The organism is Candidatus Pantoea formicae, from assembly GCF_011752625.1.
Lineage (GTDB): Bacteria > Pseudomonadota > Gammaproteobacteria > Enterobacterales > Enterobacteriaceae > Pantoea > Pantoea formicae.
The window spans coordinates 64,331-80,719 of record NZ_VWXD01000001.1 but is presented as its reverse complement, the minus strand read 5'-3'; the positions used below and the strand labels follow the sequence as shown (position 1 = coordinate 80,719).

The following is a 16,389-nucleotide window of genomic DNA, read 5'->3' as shown; positions in this document are numbered from 1 at the left end:
TGTTTTCTGACAGTAATAAAATACATATTGTAATGCCAATAGAAAGGGTGGTGCTTCGATGAGTGTGCTATCAAACGCCAAATGGAATGCAATATCCCAATTTCTAAAAATGCTGGTGCAAGCTGTCAATCTGATCTATTTGGCTAAAATCATTCCACCAGCGCAATACGGTATCATGGCGATGGCGGTAGTTGTCATCAATCTTGGTATTCTATTAAGGGATCTCGGGACCTCAGCAGCACTGATTCAGAGAAAAGAGCTGAGTAACAACCTGATCAATTCCGTGTTTTGGCTGAATGTTCTGCTGGGCCTGTTCTTATGTGGCGTCATTGCCTGCCTTGCACATCCACTGTCATTACTTTATCAACAACCGGAACTGGTGAAGGTTCTCATTCTGCTGGGATTAACCTTTCCGCTTTCCAGTTGCGCGGCCACCCATCTTGCGTTATTAGAACGAGAAAACCAATTCAAATCAATTTCACGTGTTGAAGTCACATCATCTGTTTTTTCTGTCATTATTGCTATCATATTAGCTAATTGCGGTTTTGGTGTGTACAGTCTGGTAGCACTGGCACTAGTTCAAAATTTGATGTCAGCATTGCAATTTTGGAAACTATCTAAATGGAGACCGTCACTCACTCACTTTATCCGTGTCTGTGACATTAAAGAGATCTTGTCATTTAGCACACAACTCTCTTTGTATAATTTCATTAACTATTTCTCCAGAAACACCGATAGCTTCATTATTGGACGATATATGTCGGCGACGATATTAGGGCAATATAATCTGGCGTACCGGATTATGCTGTTTCCTTTGCAAAGCATGACATATGTGGCAACGCGGTCGCTGTACCCAGTATTGAGCCGTTTTCAGGACGATAACAAACGTATTGAAGCGACCTATCTCAATACCATATTTTTTGTTCTGGTATTGACTGCACCCCTAATGACGTTAATTGGTTACTACAGTTTTCCTATAATGAAAATATTTTTTGGTGAGCAGTGGCTCAAAACCGCAGAGATACTTAAATGGCTGGCACCAACTGCTATTATCCAGTCAGTGCTCAGCACTACCGGTGCCGTTTTTATGGTGAAAAACCGTACTGATATTATGTTAAGACTTGGGATGCTAAATGCCCTTGTCATGGTTTCAACCTTTCTTATCGGTGTGAAATTTGACATCACCACTTTTGCTAAATTGTATATGTTCGCCAACATTTTTATGTTCTTTCCATTGATGTATTTCTTGATGAGGATTCTCTCGGGGAATCTCATCAATGTATTCCTCAAGATTTACCCGATATCTATTGCAGTCGGTGTGATGATAATTGCTATGTTTGTGATTGATAAGGAATACCCCTCCTCTGATATTAATAACTTTCTCGTGTTGGCACTGATTTGCTTCTGCTGCGTTATCACATATTTGGTTTCGCTGTTTTTAATGTCGAAAAGTGCAAGGTTGTTTATTTATCATCGTTTAAAACTACAGTCTTAATAAGAAGAAATTCATTAATTATTAACATCACACCCACCGGATTAATTCTGGTGGGAATAAATAATTCCAGCATTTCATTTAACGGTTTAACCAGGCAGGTTGACGATTATGAATACATTACAGCATCGAGTTCACATTCATTCGAATATCTCAGTCATCTCCATTGTGCAGCGGCTCTCTGATATAGGTGTTATTTTTATAGGCCTGTATCTGGTTTCTGCTCTGCATCACGCTGTTTTTGATGAGCAATATCTACTGCTACTGATGACGGCAATCATTGCTTTCGTCACAGTTGCCGGATTTACTAATTTCTATCGTTCGTGGCGTGGGATGCACATCTATGTTGAGCTGTTTTCGATCACTAGAAACTGGATAGTGACAGCAGCAGCAACCTGGCTGGTGCTGAGTTACACTGCTCATTTCACCCTGTCATTTGACGCCTTGGTGCAATGGTTTCTGTTGGTGGTGGTCGGATTTACCGCCAGCCGTTCAGTGATCCGTTACCTTTCTGGCACACTGCGTAAGTATGGTTATAACAATCGCCGTGTTTGTGTCGCGGGCAGCATGCCTGCAGGCATTGCTTTATTGAAAAGTTTTGGCCGTTCTCCGTGGCTGGGGTTTGTGGTAAAGGGCGTTTATGACGATGTGGTCTCTAACGATCTTAACGGTTTGCCCTATGCCGGAAATCTTACGGAATTAATCAGGGAAGCTCGTAACGGCGAGATTGACCGTATTTACATCGCGATGCATATGAAAGATGAAGGGAAGATTAGTGAGTTAGTGAAGCAACTGGCTGATACCACTTGTTCTGTGTTGTTGGTACCCGATGTTTCTGCTCTCAACATTCTGCAATCTCATCCTGAGGACATCAACGGTGTTCCCGTCGTGCCCTTAGTGGATACACCATTTAATGGTATTAACCGGGTATTGAAGCGGCTAGAAGACATCGTGCTTTCGTCACTGATTTTATTGTTAATCTCCCCGGTTTTACTCGCCGTGGCGGTGGCCGTGAAGTTATCTTCACCAGGGCCGGCGCTTTTTCGTCAGACACGTTATGGCATCGATGGAAAACCCATTATTGTTTGGAAGTTTCGTTCTATGAGCGTGATGGAAAATGATGCCAAAGTGATGCAGGCAACGCGAGGTGATGCGCGTGTAACGCGAGTCGGGCGTTTTTTACGTAATACCTCATTGGATGAGTTACCACAATTCTTCAATGTATTTCGTGGCGAGATGTCAATTGTTGGACCTCGTCCTCATGCCGTCGCCCATAATGAACAATATCGCATGTTAATTCATGGCTATATGCTGCGTCACAAGGTTAAGCCTGGAATTACGGGCTTAGCACAGATTAATGGCTGGCGTGGTGAAACCGATACCTTAGATAAGATGCAAAAGCGTATTGATTTGGATCTGGAATATATTCGAAGCTGGAGCATCCCTGGCGACTTGAAAATAATTTTCTTAACGGTATTCAAGGGTTTTATTAATAAGTCTGCCTATTGATAAAACGCTAATCAACACTCTTTCTTCCTCAATTAATCGAATTTTAATAACAATAATAACCGTGTTTCCTGGCGAGAATTCTGTTCGCCAGGAGAGTTCTCCAGATTCGCTATCTATAAGGATTTTCATGTTTTATTCGATTCAGTTTCTGAGAGGAATTGCAGCGTTAATGGTGGTGCTAACCCACATTGCACATAAAGGGCAACAGTACGGCACCGGTTCGTTGAACTGGTTTCATGTGGGAGGGAATGGAGTGGACCTGTTTTTCATCATTTCCGGTTTTATTATGTGTGTGACTACCCACAATAAAAAGATAACCCTGCTCAATTTTCTGCTTCACCGTGTTATAAGAATTATCCCTTTGTATTGGTTGTTAAGTCTTGCCGCCTTGATTATTTTCTTGGTTGCCCCTCAAATGGTCAACTCGTCCGGCGGTAAAACGGGTATTATTCAATCTTTCTTCCTGATTCCTGATGGTGTTAAGTTTTTAATTCAGAATGGGTGGACGTTAAGCTACGAGTTTTATTATTACCTGATATTTTCTGTGTTCATTTTTCTGACTGATATCAGGTCAATCAGATATCTTGGTGTCTCATTAACCATCCTGCTGTTGTCTGGTATGGGGTTGATCCTTCAGCCAACGACGCCGTTCCCGGCTTTTTTATTCAGCAATATGCTGCTTGAGTTTATGCTTGGGGTGCTTGGGTTCGTGATTATCAGCAACATTAAACTGAGCAAGATTTCGGCATGCTTGATGATAATGCTGGGCCTGACTTGGGTGACTTACAACAATGTTTACGGTACGCCTGATCTTCCTTTTGGCAAAGTCGTCACCTCAGGCCTCCCGATGTTTCTGATATTTCTTGGCGCGCTCAGTTTGGAGCCATGGTTTGCGACAAGTCATGGCTGGCTGGTACGTGCTTTTGAACAGATAGGCAATTCCTCATACTCACTCTATTTAGTCCATCCTTTTATATTGAGCCCTGTCGCGTTGATTTTAAAGAAGCTAGGGCTGTTGAGTCCGGCACTATTTACTGTGGTCTTGCTGTCGGGAGCGGTCATTTCCGGTTTACTTACCTACCGTTTTATTGAAAAGCCCCTCGGCCGGTTAACGCAGAGGTGGGGGAAAAACCGGGCAGCAAAAAAAAATGGCGCGCAAGTGGTCAACTGATCCCCAGCGTTTGAATTACTGAAAATGAAACAAAAAATCATGATTGTTGCTTTAATTGAAAGGTGATGGTATGAGAAAAGTAATCACTCATATTCAAAATAAATTTATTGAAAGTGCGATTGTAAATCTTTCGTCAGAAATGTCATTTGTTCGGACTAATTTGTTGGTTTTTGATGTGCACCATTTCCTGCTGGCACTCAGTAGAGAGAAGACCTTGCCGAAATACCGCAATATCATCGTAATTTACAGTAATAAACTAGAGGTTTTTATTCTTCAATCCGTGTGCGACATTTCATTTTACGCCCTCGACCTGCGTACCAATGATATTTTTGATTTTTTTAAAGGTGGGAAGGTGTTTAAGAAAATAAAACCCTTCACGGAAAGAGAAGACAGCGTAAGAATGCGAGTGTTCTTGCTGATTTTACGCGGCTGGGATGATGACAGGATTTGTCATGCTCTGATTCTCACGATGAAAAAATTGAAGGAGTATAAATCGCAACTGACTTACTTATTCTTCGAAAAAAGGCGAAATCTCTTTTATCTGACATTAAACGGTTTTTTACAGTGCGACGCATTAGCCGCATGATATATGCACTGCTTTCATTAGCCTGAAAAGGCAAGGTCTTCGATAAATGAAAAAAATATTTTGTATTCTTTGTCATAAAAAAACAAACCCGCTTATCTATACCGTTAATTATCTGTCCTCTTTTGCAGAAAATACTATTCTTATTCATGTCGATGCCAAGTCCTCCCTTGAGGATTTTCAGTCATTGGCTGGCCGTAATGTTCACTTTGTACAGAATCGCGTACGTGTAACCTGGGGAGACTACAGTCAGATAGCCTCAACTTTGAATACGTTGTCGGAAGCATTACAATGGAACTTCGACTATCTATTCTTATTGTCGGGCGACGATCTTCCCTGTCAGAGCAACCAGTCGATAAATGATTTTTTGCACAGTATCAATAAGAAAAACCTGATGCATTTTCAGGATGCAAGAAACCACTATGTTGACCCAGAGGTCAGAGTTAAGTATCGCTACCCTGCAGTGTGTTACGTTAGAAACAAATCGCTGCCTGAAAAGTTTAAGGTGTTAGCCTTTAAACTCTTCAAGGGACTGTATATCACTGATGAGTTTAAGCGCCACGCCAGTAGCATTACGCGATTTTATAAAGGCACAAACTGGTTCTCATTAAACCATGCTACGGTCAACGCCTTAATGCGATTTGTTGACGCTAATCCCTGGTATTGCCACTTATACCAGCAATCATTTTGTGGTGATGAGGTGTTCTTTCATACGCTTTTAAAGCAATTAGGCGTTGAAGATTTTTACCAGGATAATGAAAAATTAAATGATGCCTTACGCTATATCGACTGGAAAACCGGCCCGGACTTCCCCAGAACACTTGATGAGAGTGATGTTCCGAACATCAAGCGTTCTGGCTGCCTGTTTACCAGGAAAATCGCGTCAGATATACCTTACGACTTTTTTGCGCGGCTAATCGGTGAGGGGGCTAGATGACGCTGGCACCGTTCGCTCAAAAAACTGGCACAGCAGCTGCCACAGGTGCTGTGCCGCAGGGGTGAGGCGGTGGTCGGTGCTGCGAAGAATGTAACCCTGGCTTTCACGGGCAATGCGATGGTGGATGGGCACGGCGACCAAACCTCGTGAAGTCAGTGTGTCTTCCACTACTTTAGCGGTCATAAAGGCTATGCCCATTCCGGCCTGACTCAGCGCAATCGCGCTGGTAAACAAATTACAACTGTATGCCGGGCTAAACACCAACCCCTCCTGATTGAACATCACGTTCATATAACTCTGAATGCCGAACTCTTTATCCATGCCAATCAGGGGATACTTTGCTAACTCAGCGATCTCAATTTGCTCATACAAAGCAATTGGATGGTCATGGCGCACGATGGCGCAGATCGGCCCACGCGCAAAGCTGAAACACTTCACACCGGGTGGCCCAACAGGGCCAAAACCCACCGCCATATCCACTTCGCCACGGGTGATTAGACTCACCGTGGTTTGCATATCACCCGACAGAATTTCGATGAACACTTCCGGGTAATTCTGCGAGAACGGCTGCAACACAGACTTCACCACCTCATCCACCATACCTTGCCCAACGCGCAGGGAAATCGAACCGCCGCGTTTATGGCGCAGATCCTTCAAGCGTCTTTCCAGATGGCTTCTCCGTTGATGGGTCTGCGCATAATCCTCTGCCAGCAATTTACCCGCTTCGGTCAGAACCACATTTCGCCCGCGTCGCTCCAATAGAGGCAACTGCATGTCACGCGCCAGTTGGGAAAGCTGGCGGCTGATGGCCGCAGGATCAACATCTAACGCCTCAGCAGCGCGACGTATTCCGCCGTGGATACCGACTTCATATAAGTATCTTATGGATTTATCGGGATAGAGCATCATTGACATAGGTTTTCGTTATCTGTTGATCTTAGGTCAACAATATTAGCGCTTTGTATCCATTTTTTATGCGCTTTTTTATCCTCATACTCGGAGGTTCACTTAGTGAGGACAGACGTAATGAAAAATATAATAAGTTTTTTGCAACAGCATTCAGACGATATTCTGTCAGATATCAAAACCCTGGTGGCAGCAGAGTCACCGTCAATGAACAAGGCGGCAGTGGATCGCTGTGGCGACGTGCTGCGTGTCTTGTTTGCGGAGCGTCTGGGTATTGATGCTGAAATCGATGTACAGGAACACTATGGGAACCACCTCAAATTCACGCTGGGCTCAGGCGACGATCAAACCGTGGTGCTTGGTCATTTTGACACCGTCTGGGATGAAGGCGAATTGCCGATGCGCGAGGAAAACGGCAAGTTTTACGGCCCCGGCATTCTGGACATGAAAGCGGGCCTGGTGCAGTCGATCTGGGCGGCACGCGCATTGAAAGAACAGGATTTGCTGGCAGGGAAACGCATCGTTTTCCTGTGTGGCAGTGACGAAGAAGTGGGCAGCCCAAGCTCCAGCGAGTGGCTCTCCCGCCATGCGCTGGGATCATCGCAAGTGCTGGTGGTGGAACCCGCTGTGGCCGGAACCGGTGCACTGAAGGTTGCGCGCAAAGGTACGGGCCAATATCAGATCGCGATCACCGGTCAGACCGCGCATGCGGGTAACAATCCTGAAGAGGGGATCAGCGCAGTGCAGGAGATGGCGCATCAGGTGCTGTTCCTGCATGGATTGAATGCACCAGATCGCGGCACCACCGTTAACGTCGGGATAGCGCAAGGCGGTAATCGCATCAACGTGGTCGCGGATAAAGCCGTTCTGGGCATCGATACCCGCGTCACCAGCGAAGAGGAAGCCCAGCGCATTCACGCTGAAATCACCCAGATTCAGCCTCACTTGCCGGGTATTAAGCTGGAGATTACCGGCGCACAATCACGTCCGCCGATGCGCCAGAGTGCAGAATCGCGGGTTATTATGCAGCGTGCGCAAGCGGTGGCCCAACTCATCGGTTTCAGCGTGGAAGGGCAATCGGTAGGCGGTGGCAGCGATGGTAACTTCACCGCGGCGCTGGGTATCCCAACCTTAGATGGATTGGGCGCGACCGGTGCCGGCATTCATGCGCGTCATGAACACATCATCATTGCCGATATTGCCTCACGCACCGCGCTGGTGGCGGGTTTGATGCTGGGAGAAAACCATGTCGCAGGTTAATGTTGAGAAAAATAGTGCGATGCAGCCCACAGGCAAAAAGAGTGAGCAGAGTCCCTATCTGCTGCTGTTTATCATCCTGGTGCTGGCAGCGGTAGCCACCTGGATTATCCCGGCGGGTAAATTTGATCACGAAACCCGTAATGGCGTGACCTTTGCCATCAAAGGCAGCCTGCATGAAGTGGCGCGCTCGGGTGTTTATCCCGGCGAGATTTTCATGGCTATCGTGCAGGGCGTGATCAAAGCGGCGCCGATCATTTTCCTGATTCTGTTTACCGGCGGATTGCTGGCGGTGATTGAGGCTACCGGGGCGATTGCCACTGCGCTGAATTCGCTGTCACGCAGCACCAAAATCAGCGATACCCGTCTGATCCTGATCTTTGCAGTGATCTTCGCCATCCTTGGCAGTACCGGCGTGGTACAAAACTCAGTGGTGGCCTTTGTGCCGATTGGTCTGCTGGTGGCGCGTTCGTTAGGTTTACCGCCGGTTATCGGTATGGCGCTGATCTATCTAACCTGTGCAGCTGGCTTTAACGTCGCATTTTTAGGTCCGGCCACCACTGGATTGACGCAGCACCTCGCCCAGTTGCCGCTGTTTTCCGGCATGTTACTGCGCGGTATTACCAACCTGTTGTTTGTGCTGACGGTGGCAATCTACCTGATTATTTCCGTTAAAAAGATGCGCAAAAATGGACAGCTGCGCGCTGAGGTTCCGGTTGAAACCACATCAGCATCAGCGATTACCGGCCGCCATAAATTGATTCTGGCAACCTGTGCCGTCACGCTGCTGATTTTCATGGTGGGAACGGTACAACTGCATTGGGCAACCAATGAAATGTCGGCAATGTTCATTATCTTGTCGATCCTCGTCGGTCTGATTGGTCGTTTGTCAGGTTCAGCCATTGCCAATACCTTCCTGACCGGCTGCTCCCAGTTGGTGAAAGGCGGCTTTATTGTCGGGATGGCAGGTGCGATTTCTGTGGTGCTGCAGCAGGGGAATATTCTTGATCCGATTGTCGGATTCCTCTCCGAACTGCTGGCCCCGTTTTCACCTGCTTTTGCCGCTGTGGGCATGTTTATCAGTGCTGCACTGATGCACTTCGGCATTTCATCAGGTTCGGGTGAGTCAGCGCTGCTGATTCCCATCTTCTCCCCACTGGGTGATAACCTTGGACTGACCCGTCAGGTCACCGTACAAACAGTGCTGTTAGGCGAGGGGATTGTGAACTCGATCAGCCCAACCTCAGGCGTGCTGATGGCGGCGTTAGCCACAGCCAACATCTCCTTTGGTAAATGGGTGAGGTTTGTGGCACCCGTGATCGCAATTTGGTTTGCGATTTGCGTTGTCACCTTACTCATCGGCGTGGCGATTAACTGGGGTCCGTTCTAATACCTCAGAAGAAGAAAGGGATGCTGTATTCAGCATCCCTTATTTCATTGAAATATCAGCCTCGAGAGCACTACACGGCTGTAATCGATTTATGGCATTGATTTATTTCGGCCACTGCGTTTTGCCTGGTACAAAGCGCTATCGGCATTTTGTTTTAATTGTTCTGCCTCACCAGGTTTACCGGTTGACGTCAGCGTGCTGTAACCCGCACTGATGGTCACCACGCCCGCCGCAATATCCGAACTTTCATGAGCGATACCCGTTTCTGCGACGATTTTGACCGCGCGTTCAGCCACTTTCTGCGCCTCCAAAAGCGAGGTACAGGGCAGGATAATCGCGAACTCTTCGCCGCCATAACGCGCCACAACATCACCGTGATAATGCACGCTATCTTTCAACGCCAGGCTCACATCCTGCAAGCACTCGTCACCTGCCACGTGGCCATAGGTATCGTTATAACGCTTGAAGAAATCGATATCGATCATCACCAGCGAGAGAGGGTCCCCGGTCTTTTCCGAACGTATCAACGCCTGCTCCAGCAGCCCATCGAACTGACGACGGTTTGCGAGCCCAGTTAAGCCGTCAACCAGCGCGAGTGACTGCAAGGTATGGTTTATCGTGGTGAGTTCGTCACGCACATGCGTAAGCTCGACCTGATTACGCACATTGGTTCCGACCTGACGTAAAACAAAGATGCCCATCCCCGAAATGGTAAAAAGCAGCATGATATTGAGCAGGACGTTAGTCAGATTTGCGCTCATCCATTCCATCAGCAGGCGGCTACGGTCATAGCCTGCGGTGACGATCAGTGGATAGCGTTCAAGGCGTGCATAGCCGAAGACGCGTTCAACGCCATCAAGCGTCGACTTCCACGTGGCGCTGCCGCTGGAGCTGGCCTTAAGTTCGCTTTTGAATAACGGGCTGGCAGAGAGGGTTCGGCCAATAAAGCTATCCGGGAAAGGGCGGATATAGAGTGCGGTCGCATCCGCCAGAATCAGGCCTAATACATCCTTTTCGCCCAACGTGTAATAGCTGTAATACTGGCGGAAATAGTCCACTTTCACCGTCGCCAGCGCAACGCCTGCGAAGTTACCGGCGCTATCGTTGAGACGCACCGATACCGGAATTACCAGGTCACCGGTAGAACGGCTGCGAATCACATGGCTAATATGAATATCCATGCTGGTATGGGTGCGATGCCAGATAAAATAATCGCGGTCGGCATTACTGGCGTTGGTTGGTACAAAATTGCCCGATGAAGCGACCCAGTGGCCTGCCGTATCGTAAACAAACAACCCATGCAGCTGAGGCAATTTGCTCTGTTGATCTTTTATCTGATGAAGGAACATGGGGCTTGCAGCAAATTCGTTTCCGTTTTGCCGCAACTGTCTTACCGCATCTGCCAGGGTAATATCCACCTGTAAAAAGGCATCTTCAGCTTGTTTCGCCAACGACAAGGAGAGGTTGCGCGCGTCCTCTTCTTTTTCAGTGATATCCAACTGCCAGGAGTGCCAAAGTGACCACGTATTAATGCCGATAACCAGCAAGCTGATCAGCAATAAAAATACGCTCATGCTTCTGCCCAGCGATGTGGTTAACAGACGTGGCTTACTCTCTGAGATAACACGTTTACGCATTGACACTCTTATTAGATGGCTGACAAGGTGGGCCGAATTAAGACCAATATTACTAGAAACCAGACACAGTAATAAGCGAATAAGGGATAAATTATTCTGCGTTTCTTAACCCGCCGTGGTGCTCAGTCAGCCATCGCTGCATTAATCAGAACATGGCACTACCTTGCGGTTATTCTTTTTGGGGTGCAGATGAAATAACAGATAGCTTGCCAGCGCCAGACAGCCAACACCGGTTGCGCCGTAGGTCAGTACACCTGAAAACCCCTCGGTTAATACCTGCGCGGCTACTTCAGGGTTCAGCGAAACCTGACTCCCCCCCGCAATCTGTTCTGCCATTCTGTAGCTATCAACAAGCGTCGGCATCAGCTGTTGTAAGCTGGATGCGACACCGGTCACCAGCAAACTTCCCATTAGCGCAATGTTGATGGCCAGCGAGATCAGGCGAGCGCTGATATCAATTCCAGAGGCCATTCCCACGCGGTTAGGCGTGACAGCGCTGGTGGTGGTGTTGGTGACGGGTGTATTGGTCAGTCCGAGCGCCGTCCCTGCCAACAGCGCACCCGGCAGGAGGCTGAAATGATAATCCACCGCGTATTTCATCAGCACAAAACCCAAGCCTATTGTCATCAACCCCAGCGGAATGACGCGCGCCGCGCCAAAACGCAGCACCAGCTTTTCACCGACGGGCGGCATTAATAGGGTAGGTAAGGTGTAAGCAAGCAGGGCCATACCGGTTGCCATGCTGCTGTAGCCGAGACCGCTTTGATAATAAACGGGTAGATAGATCATCAATGGCCAAAAGCTAAAGTTCATGCCAATCGAGCCCATTAGTGCACCAGAAAAAGGACGAATGCGGAACACGGAGAAATCGAACATCGGATGCGGATGACGTCGCTCTATACCGATAAACAGCGTTGTGCTGAGTAAAATCAGTAGCATGATAAGGCGGGCTTGTAGACTGCTCCAGCCGATATAGCCACCTTGCGTGATGAGATAGGTCACGCCGACGACGCTGACCGTTAGGGTGGTCAAACCGCCCACATCGATCTGTCTGGCTTCATGATCGTGAGACTCAACCACATTTCTCAGCGCCAGAAAGAGGGTGAGTAACGCAATAACGCCATGCACCAAAAATACCCATTGCCAGCTAAACCACGCCACCAGCATCCCGCCGATGATGGGGCCGAAGCCCAGGCCAAACCCAAAGGTGATGCCCCATGCGGCAAAGGCCCGGCTGCGCGCTTTTCCCTGCGGAAACTGGGACGAAAGTATCACGATCAAGCAGGTCAACATCGCGCCACCGCTTAATCCTTGCATGAAACGTCCGACTATCAGCCACAAGGTACTGCCGGCCAGTCCACACATCACGGAGGTCATGCCAAAGCCAATAATGCTGATGATGAAAATCCGTTTACGGCCATAGTTATCCGCCAGTGTCCCGGTGGCCATCAATACCGCAGTGCAGGCGAGGGTGTAAGCATTCATGATCCATTGCAACTCACGGAAATTGGCCTGCATCTCCTTTTCCAGCACGGGTAAAATCACCGGCACGCTGGAGATTTCTAGCCCCGACATTAACGCGGCCAGACATACCGCCAGCAGTGCTAACATATTCTTCATACTCAATCCCTGTACATCGTTAAGAGGAAGCCAGCATGAAAGATTGGGGCAAAGGTGGAAATCGATGTGCATGCCATATATCGTCAAGATCGTGCCAACATCCTCGATAAGGTTCCCATGCATATCACTGATTCCCTTCGTTCCCACGCTGTCGCGCCAAAAAACAGGCGGCTGGTGCTATTGGCCTATGAGTGCCTCTGTACCTTTGAATTCGGTATTGCGGTGGAAGCCTTTGGACGTGCCGATGAGGTGCTCGGTGAGCCTCTGTATGATTTAAGTGTGGCCTCTGTGGAGGAGGGCGTGTTTGGCGCTCAGGGGGGCGTTCGCCTGGTGGTCGATGGTGGTCTGGAAATGCTGGAAGACGCTGGCACCATCGTGATTCCCGGCTGGCGCAGTGTGAATGAGCCTGCGTCAGAACAACTGATTATGGCGTTGCAACGCGCTCACCAAAACGGTTCTCGCATTGTCTCCATTTGCGCGGGGAGTTTTGTACTGGGCGAGGCGGGACTACTCAATGGGAAACGTGCGACGGCGCACTGGAACAGCACGCAAATTCTGGCGCAGAGATTTCCTGAAGTGCAGGTTGAACATGGCATGATTTATGTCGATGAGGGCAGTGTCATCACCTCCGCAGGTGGCGCGGCGGGTGTCGATCTCTGCCTGCATCTTATCCGTCGTGACTATGGCATTGAGGTGGCCAATCGTACCGCTCGTCGAATGGTGACGCCGCCGCTGCGCGAAGGCAGTCAGGCACAGTGGATCCAACAACCTGTGCCACAGCGCCAAACGAAAAGCCTCGCCCCGTTATTGGATGATTTGCGGACTCGCCTCACTACCCCGATGGTGATTGAAGCGTTAGCACAGCAAGTGGGTATGAGCCGCCGCACCTTCATCCGTCGATTTCATGCCGCCACTGGGACTTCACCGGGAGAGTGGATGCTCGGTATCCGCCTCGAAAAAGCTTGTTCTCTGCTGGAGAACGAAAGGCTGAGCATCGAGCAGGTGGCAGAACAGTCGGGCTTTGGTTCTCCTGAGACGTTACGTCATCATTTCAGACAGCGGTTGCACACCTCACCGACAAAATGGCGTAAGGCATTCAATGCCCAAAGATTGATGGTCAGTTAGATCTTTTTCGTTGCTGCCATAAGAACCACGGAGCGCCAATAAACGCGGTTAACAATCCTGCAGAAATTGGCCAAGGCCAAGAAATGTTACGTCCCAGCCAGTCGGCCAGCACCATTAATAACCCACCAAGGAGTGCGGCAGCGCAAAGTTGCTGGCGAAAGGCATGGGCACCCAAACTCCTCGCGCACTGTGGTGCCAACAAACCTATGAAGCTTAGCGGCCCAACCAGCAGCGTTCCTGCGGCGGTCAATAAGGAAGCAAGCAGTAGGATCAACAAGTTACTGCGTCGTAAGTTGATACCCATTGACTGAGCTGTCAGTTGGCCCAAGCCTAACAACACTAACCAGCGCTGCATCAATAGCGCTAAAGGGCACAGAATGGCGGCGATGCAGAGCGCGACAATCGCCATTTCTTCATCAATATTGGCTGTAGAGCCGGTACTCCAGTTTAGTAGCATCAAGGCGCGGGGATCGCCACTCAACATCAGGATCATCGTGAGTGAGCTGGCGAGACTGGTAAAGCTTAAACCGATCAGGACCATTTTTTCTGGATTGAACTGGCTGCGGGCGCCAAACAGAAAGAGCAGCATCATGGCAATGACGCTACCCGCAATCGCGGCTGGCAACAGAGAGGCTAGCGGTTCATGGGTGAGCACTGTCGTCAGTATTATCGCGAGCGCGGCTCCGCTACTGATGCCCGTTAACTCTGGGCTTGCCATGACATTATTGGTCAAGCGTTGGATCAGCACTCCGGCGCAGGCCAGCATCATGCCCGCACAGAGTGCACCGATCACCCTTGGCAAACGCCAGGCTAACAAATGTAATGCCATGGCGTTTGACGGCTCACGATTGAACCAGAGTGATGCAGGGAGTACCAGCAACAGCAGCATCAATAACATGCTCAATTGGAGGGTGGTAAAGGTGGGTTTTGCGCTGCTACCCCTTGGTATTTGCGGTGGACTAACCGCACGTTGGCGTATCAACAAGATGAGTAGTAAGGGGGCGCCCAGCAGAGAGGTGACGGCGCCTGCTGGAATATCGCCTGCGGTGGGCGAATAACGTAAAGCGAGTTGATCAACCAACAGCAGCAAGAGCGCGCCTGCCAGAACGGTGGCTATCAGTTGTTGTGAGAAGCGCCGTAATCCGCAGGCTTTAGTGATGGCTGGCGCTGCCAGGCCAATAAAACTGATGATTCCGACCTGGCTGGTGATCATCGCGCTCAGCACCACTGCTACCCCCAATGCCATGATGCGCACCTGCAGCACTGACATCCCCAACGCATTGGCATGCTGATCGGATAATCCCATTACCGTCAAGGGTCGGCGTAGCAGTAGAGCGGCGAGCAGCGCGAGAATCAGCGTAATGAAAAGGAGTTCACTACTTCTCCAACCGCTTTGCGTTAGCGTTCCTGCCTGCCAGCTAAACAGGTCACTTAAATAGTCGTGGTTGAACAGCACCAATAACGTGTTTAGCGAATTGCCGTACAGGCTTATCACCATTCCGACCAGAATGACGCTTAATGGTACAAAACCTTGTCGCGCGGTGAGTGCGACCAGAATAAAAATGGCGGTGGCTGAACCCATTAATGCCAGCAGCGGCAGCCCCATGACCAGCAGGTTTGGCGCGAATACCAGCGCGGCCGACATGGATAGATTCGCGCCTGCTGCTATCCCAAGTGTGCCTGGCTCAGCCAGCGGGTTCTGTAACACGCGTTGAAACAGCAAACCCGCTAAAGCCAGACCGGCACCGCACACCAGGCTGATGACGACGCGTGGCCAAAAGCTTTGCTCCAGCAGCAGTGTGGCGAAAGGTAATGGATAGCGTGTCAGCAGCGTAGAGTAGTTCCCTGCAGTCACGACCACCGCAGTGATGATGCAGATGCCCGCTAAGGCGAACGCGGAAATCGGTTTCATGGTGTCGCTTCCAGCGCAGCGGTGAGTTCAGCTGCTAATCCGAGAGCGGTTGCCTGGCCGCCAAAAGGGAAAAAGTGTTCGAGTCGCGTCACTTTCCCTGCTGCAATGATCGGCAAGTGTCGCCATAAGCCATTGGGCTGCCGCGTTCGCATGAGTCGCGTCATGGCAGTAGGCAATTCGGTGTAAAACAGCCAGTCGCAGGAGAGATCGGCCAGTTCCTCAATACGCACGCGAGCAACGTGCGCAGCATTGACCGATTTTTGCCAGGCATTGTGTAACCCAAGCTGATGGATAACGCTGTCAGCCAGACTCCCTTTGCCATAGATCGTGGCGTACTTTCCGTCCTGATCCAGCAACATGACCAGCACGCGTAACGTTGAATGATGCGCCAAGCGCTGGCGAAAAAGCCTCATCTCCCTTTGAGCTTGCTGCAACCAGCGCGTTGCATTAGACGCAACATCAAGGCGCGTTCCTGTCTGTGTTGTCCAATCGGAGAGCGCTTGCCAAAGGTCACCAGATGTTGCGTAAACAGAAAAGATTTCAACGGGTGCTATCTTGTTCATCTTGGCCATGACTGGAGGCGATAAGTTGTCGCTGATGATCAACGATGGGCGCAGTGCATTAAGGACTTCCATGTTGGGCTCCCAAAAGGGCCCAACATCTTGCACGTTCTCGGGTAAAACGGGATGTGGAATTCGGCGGCGGAAATAGCGGCTATCGGAAATCGCCAATGGGATAACCCCCAGGCAAAGCAGCGTTTCCGCTGCTGCCCAGTTGATCGCCACGATACGGTGGCGATCGGGATATGACACCGTTGCGCGAGCTGCAAAAGGCAGCATAACTAGCATTT

General features: G+C 49.5%; 13 protein-coding genes. 8 read left to right on the top strand and 5 right to left on the bottom strand.

The features are described from left to right. Positions 1-58: 58 nt before the first annotated feature. The 5 genes from F3J38_RS00480 (at position 59) to F3J38_RS00460 (ending at position 5,692) form a co-directional block, all read left to right on the top strand. The gene (locus F3J38_RS00480; RefSeq protein WP_167134060.1) at positions 59-1,495 is read left to right on the top strand and encodes a lipopolysaccharide biosynthesis protein; all 1,437 of its coding nucleotides are present in this window, start codon (positions 59-61) and stop codon (positions 1,493-1,495) included. Between the two features lie 108 nt (positions 1,496-1,603). After that, complete coding sequence (wcaJ, locus tag F3J38_RS00475; RefSeq protein WP_167134058.1) at positions 1,604-3,001, top strand: undecaprenyl-phosphate glucose phosphotransferase; 1,398 nt, start codon at positions 1,604-1,606, stop codon at positions 2,999-3,001. A 127-nt stretch (positions 3,002-3,128) separates the two neighbouring features. Beyond that, positions 3,129-4,172, top strand: coding sequence for an acyltransferase family protein (locus tag F3J38_RS00470; protein WP_167134056.1), 1,044 nt, complete (start codon positions 3,129-3,131; stop codon positions 4,170-4,172). A gap of 70 nt (positions 4,173-4,242) precedes the next feature. Next, positions 4,243-4,758 (top strand): hypothetical protein, encoded by a 516-nt coding sequence (locus F3J38_RS00465; RefSeq protein ID WP_167134053.1) that lies wholly within the window; start codon positions 4,243-4,245, stop codon positions 4,756-4,758. Positions 4,759-4,804: 46 nt separating this feature from the next. After that, complete coding sequence (locus tag F3J38_RS00460) at positions 4,805-5,692, top strand: beta-1,6-N-acetylglucosaminyltransferase (RefSeq protein WP_167134050.1); 888 nt, start codon at positions 4,805-4,807, stop codon at positions 5,690-5,692. On the opposite strand, the gene F3J38_RS00455 is transcribed toward F3J38_RS00460, so the two are convergent. Then, positions 5,669-6,607, bottom strand: coding sequence for a LysR family transcriptional regulator (locus tag F3J38_RS00455; RefSeq protein ID WP_167134047.1), 939 nt, complete (start codon positions 6,605-6,607; stop codon positions 5,669-5,671). The genes F3J38_RS00460 and F3J38_RS00455 overlap by 24 nt on opposite strands. Positions 6,608-6,718: 111 nt before the next feature. Here F3J38_RS00455 and F3J38_RS00450 point away from each other — a divergent pair, with 111 nt between their 5' ends. Next, positions 6,719-7,858 (top strand): M20 family metallopeptidase, encoded by a 1,140-nt coding sequence (locus F3J38_RS00450; RefSeq protein ID WP_167134044.1) that lies wholly within the window; start codon positions 6,719-6,721, stop codon positions 7,856-7,858. Then, complete coding sequence (locus F3J38_RS00445; protein WP_167134042.1) at positions 7,845-9,245, top strand: YfcC family protein; 1,401 nt, start codon at positions 7,845-7,847, stop codon at positions 9,243-9,245. The genes F3J38_RS00450 and F3J38_RS00445 overlap by 14 nt, the downstream gene beginning before the upstream one ends. Positions 9,246-9,334: 89 nt before the next feature. Here F3J38_RS00445 and F3J38_RS00440 read toward each other — a convergent pair whose 3' ends face one another. Both F3J38_RS00440 and F3J38_RS00435 read right to left on the bottom strand, forming a co-directional pair. Then, on the bottom strand, positions 9,335-10,882 hold the full coding sequence (locus F3J38_RS00440; RefSeq protein ID WP_369410972.1) for a sensor domain-containing diguanylate cyclase: 1,548 nt from the start codon (positions 10,880-10,882) through the stop codon (positions 9,335-9,337). Between the two features lie 141 nt (positions 10,883-11,023). Further along, entirely contained in the window at positions 11,024-12,502 is a 1,479-nt protein-coding gene (locus F3J38_RS00435) for an MFS transporter (protein WP_167134040.1), read from the bottom strand. 117 nt (positions 12,503-12,619) lie between these two features. Between F3J38_RS00435 and F3J38_RS00430 the strand changes: the two genes are divergently transcribed. Further along, the gene (locus F3J38_RS00430; protein ID WP_167135517.1) at positions 12,620-13,627 is read left to right on the top strand and encodes a helix-turn-helix domain-containing protein; all 1,008 of its coding nucleotides are present in this window, start codon (positions 12,620-12,622) and stop codon (positions 13,625-13,627) included. Here the strand turns inward: F3J38_RS00430 and fhuB are convergent. Beyond that, entirely contained in the window at positions 13,620-15,539 is a 1,920-nt protein-coding gene (gene fhuB, locus F3J38_RS00425) for a Fe(3+)-hydroxamate ABC transporter permease FhuB (RefSeq protein ID WP_167134037.1), read from the bottom strand. The genes F3J38_RS00430 and fhuB overlap by 8 nt on opposite strands. Next, positions 15,536-16,378 (bottom strand): ABC transporter substrate-binding protein, encoded by an 843-nt coding sequence (locus F3J38_RS00420; protein ID WP_240155860.1) that lies wholly within the window; start codon positions 16,376-16,378, stop codon positions 15,536-15,538. The genes fhuB and F3J38_RS00420 overlap by 4 nt, the downstream gene beginning before the upstream one ends. Between the last annotated feature and the right edge of the window lie 11 nt (positions 16,379-16,389).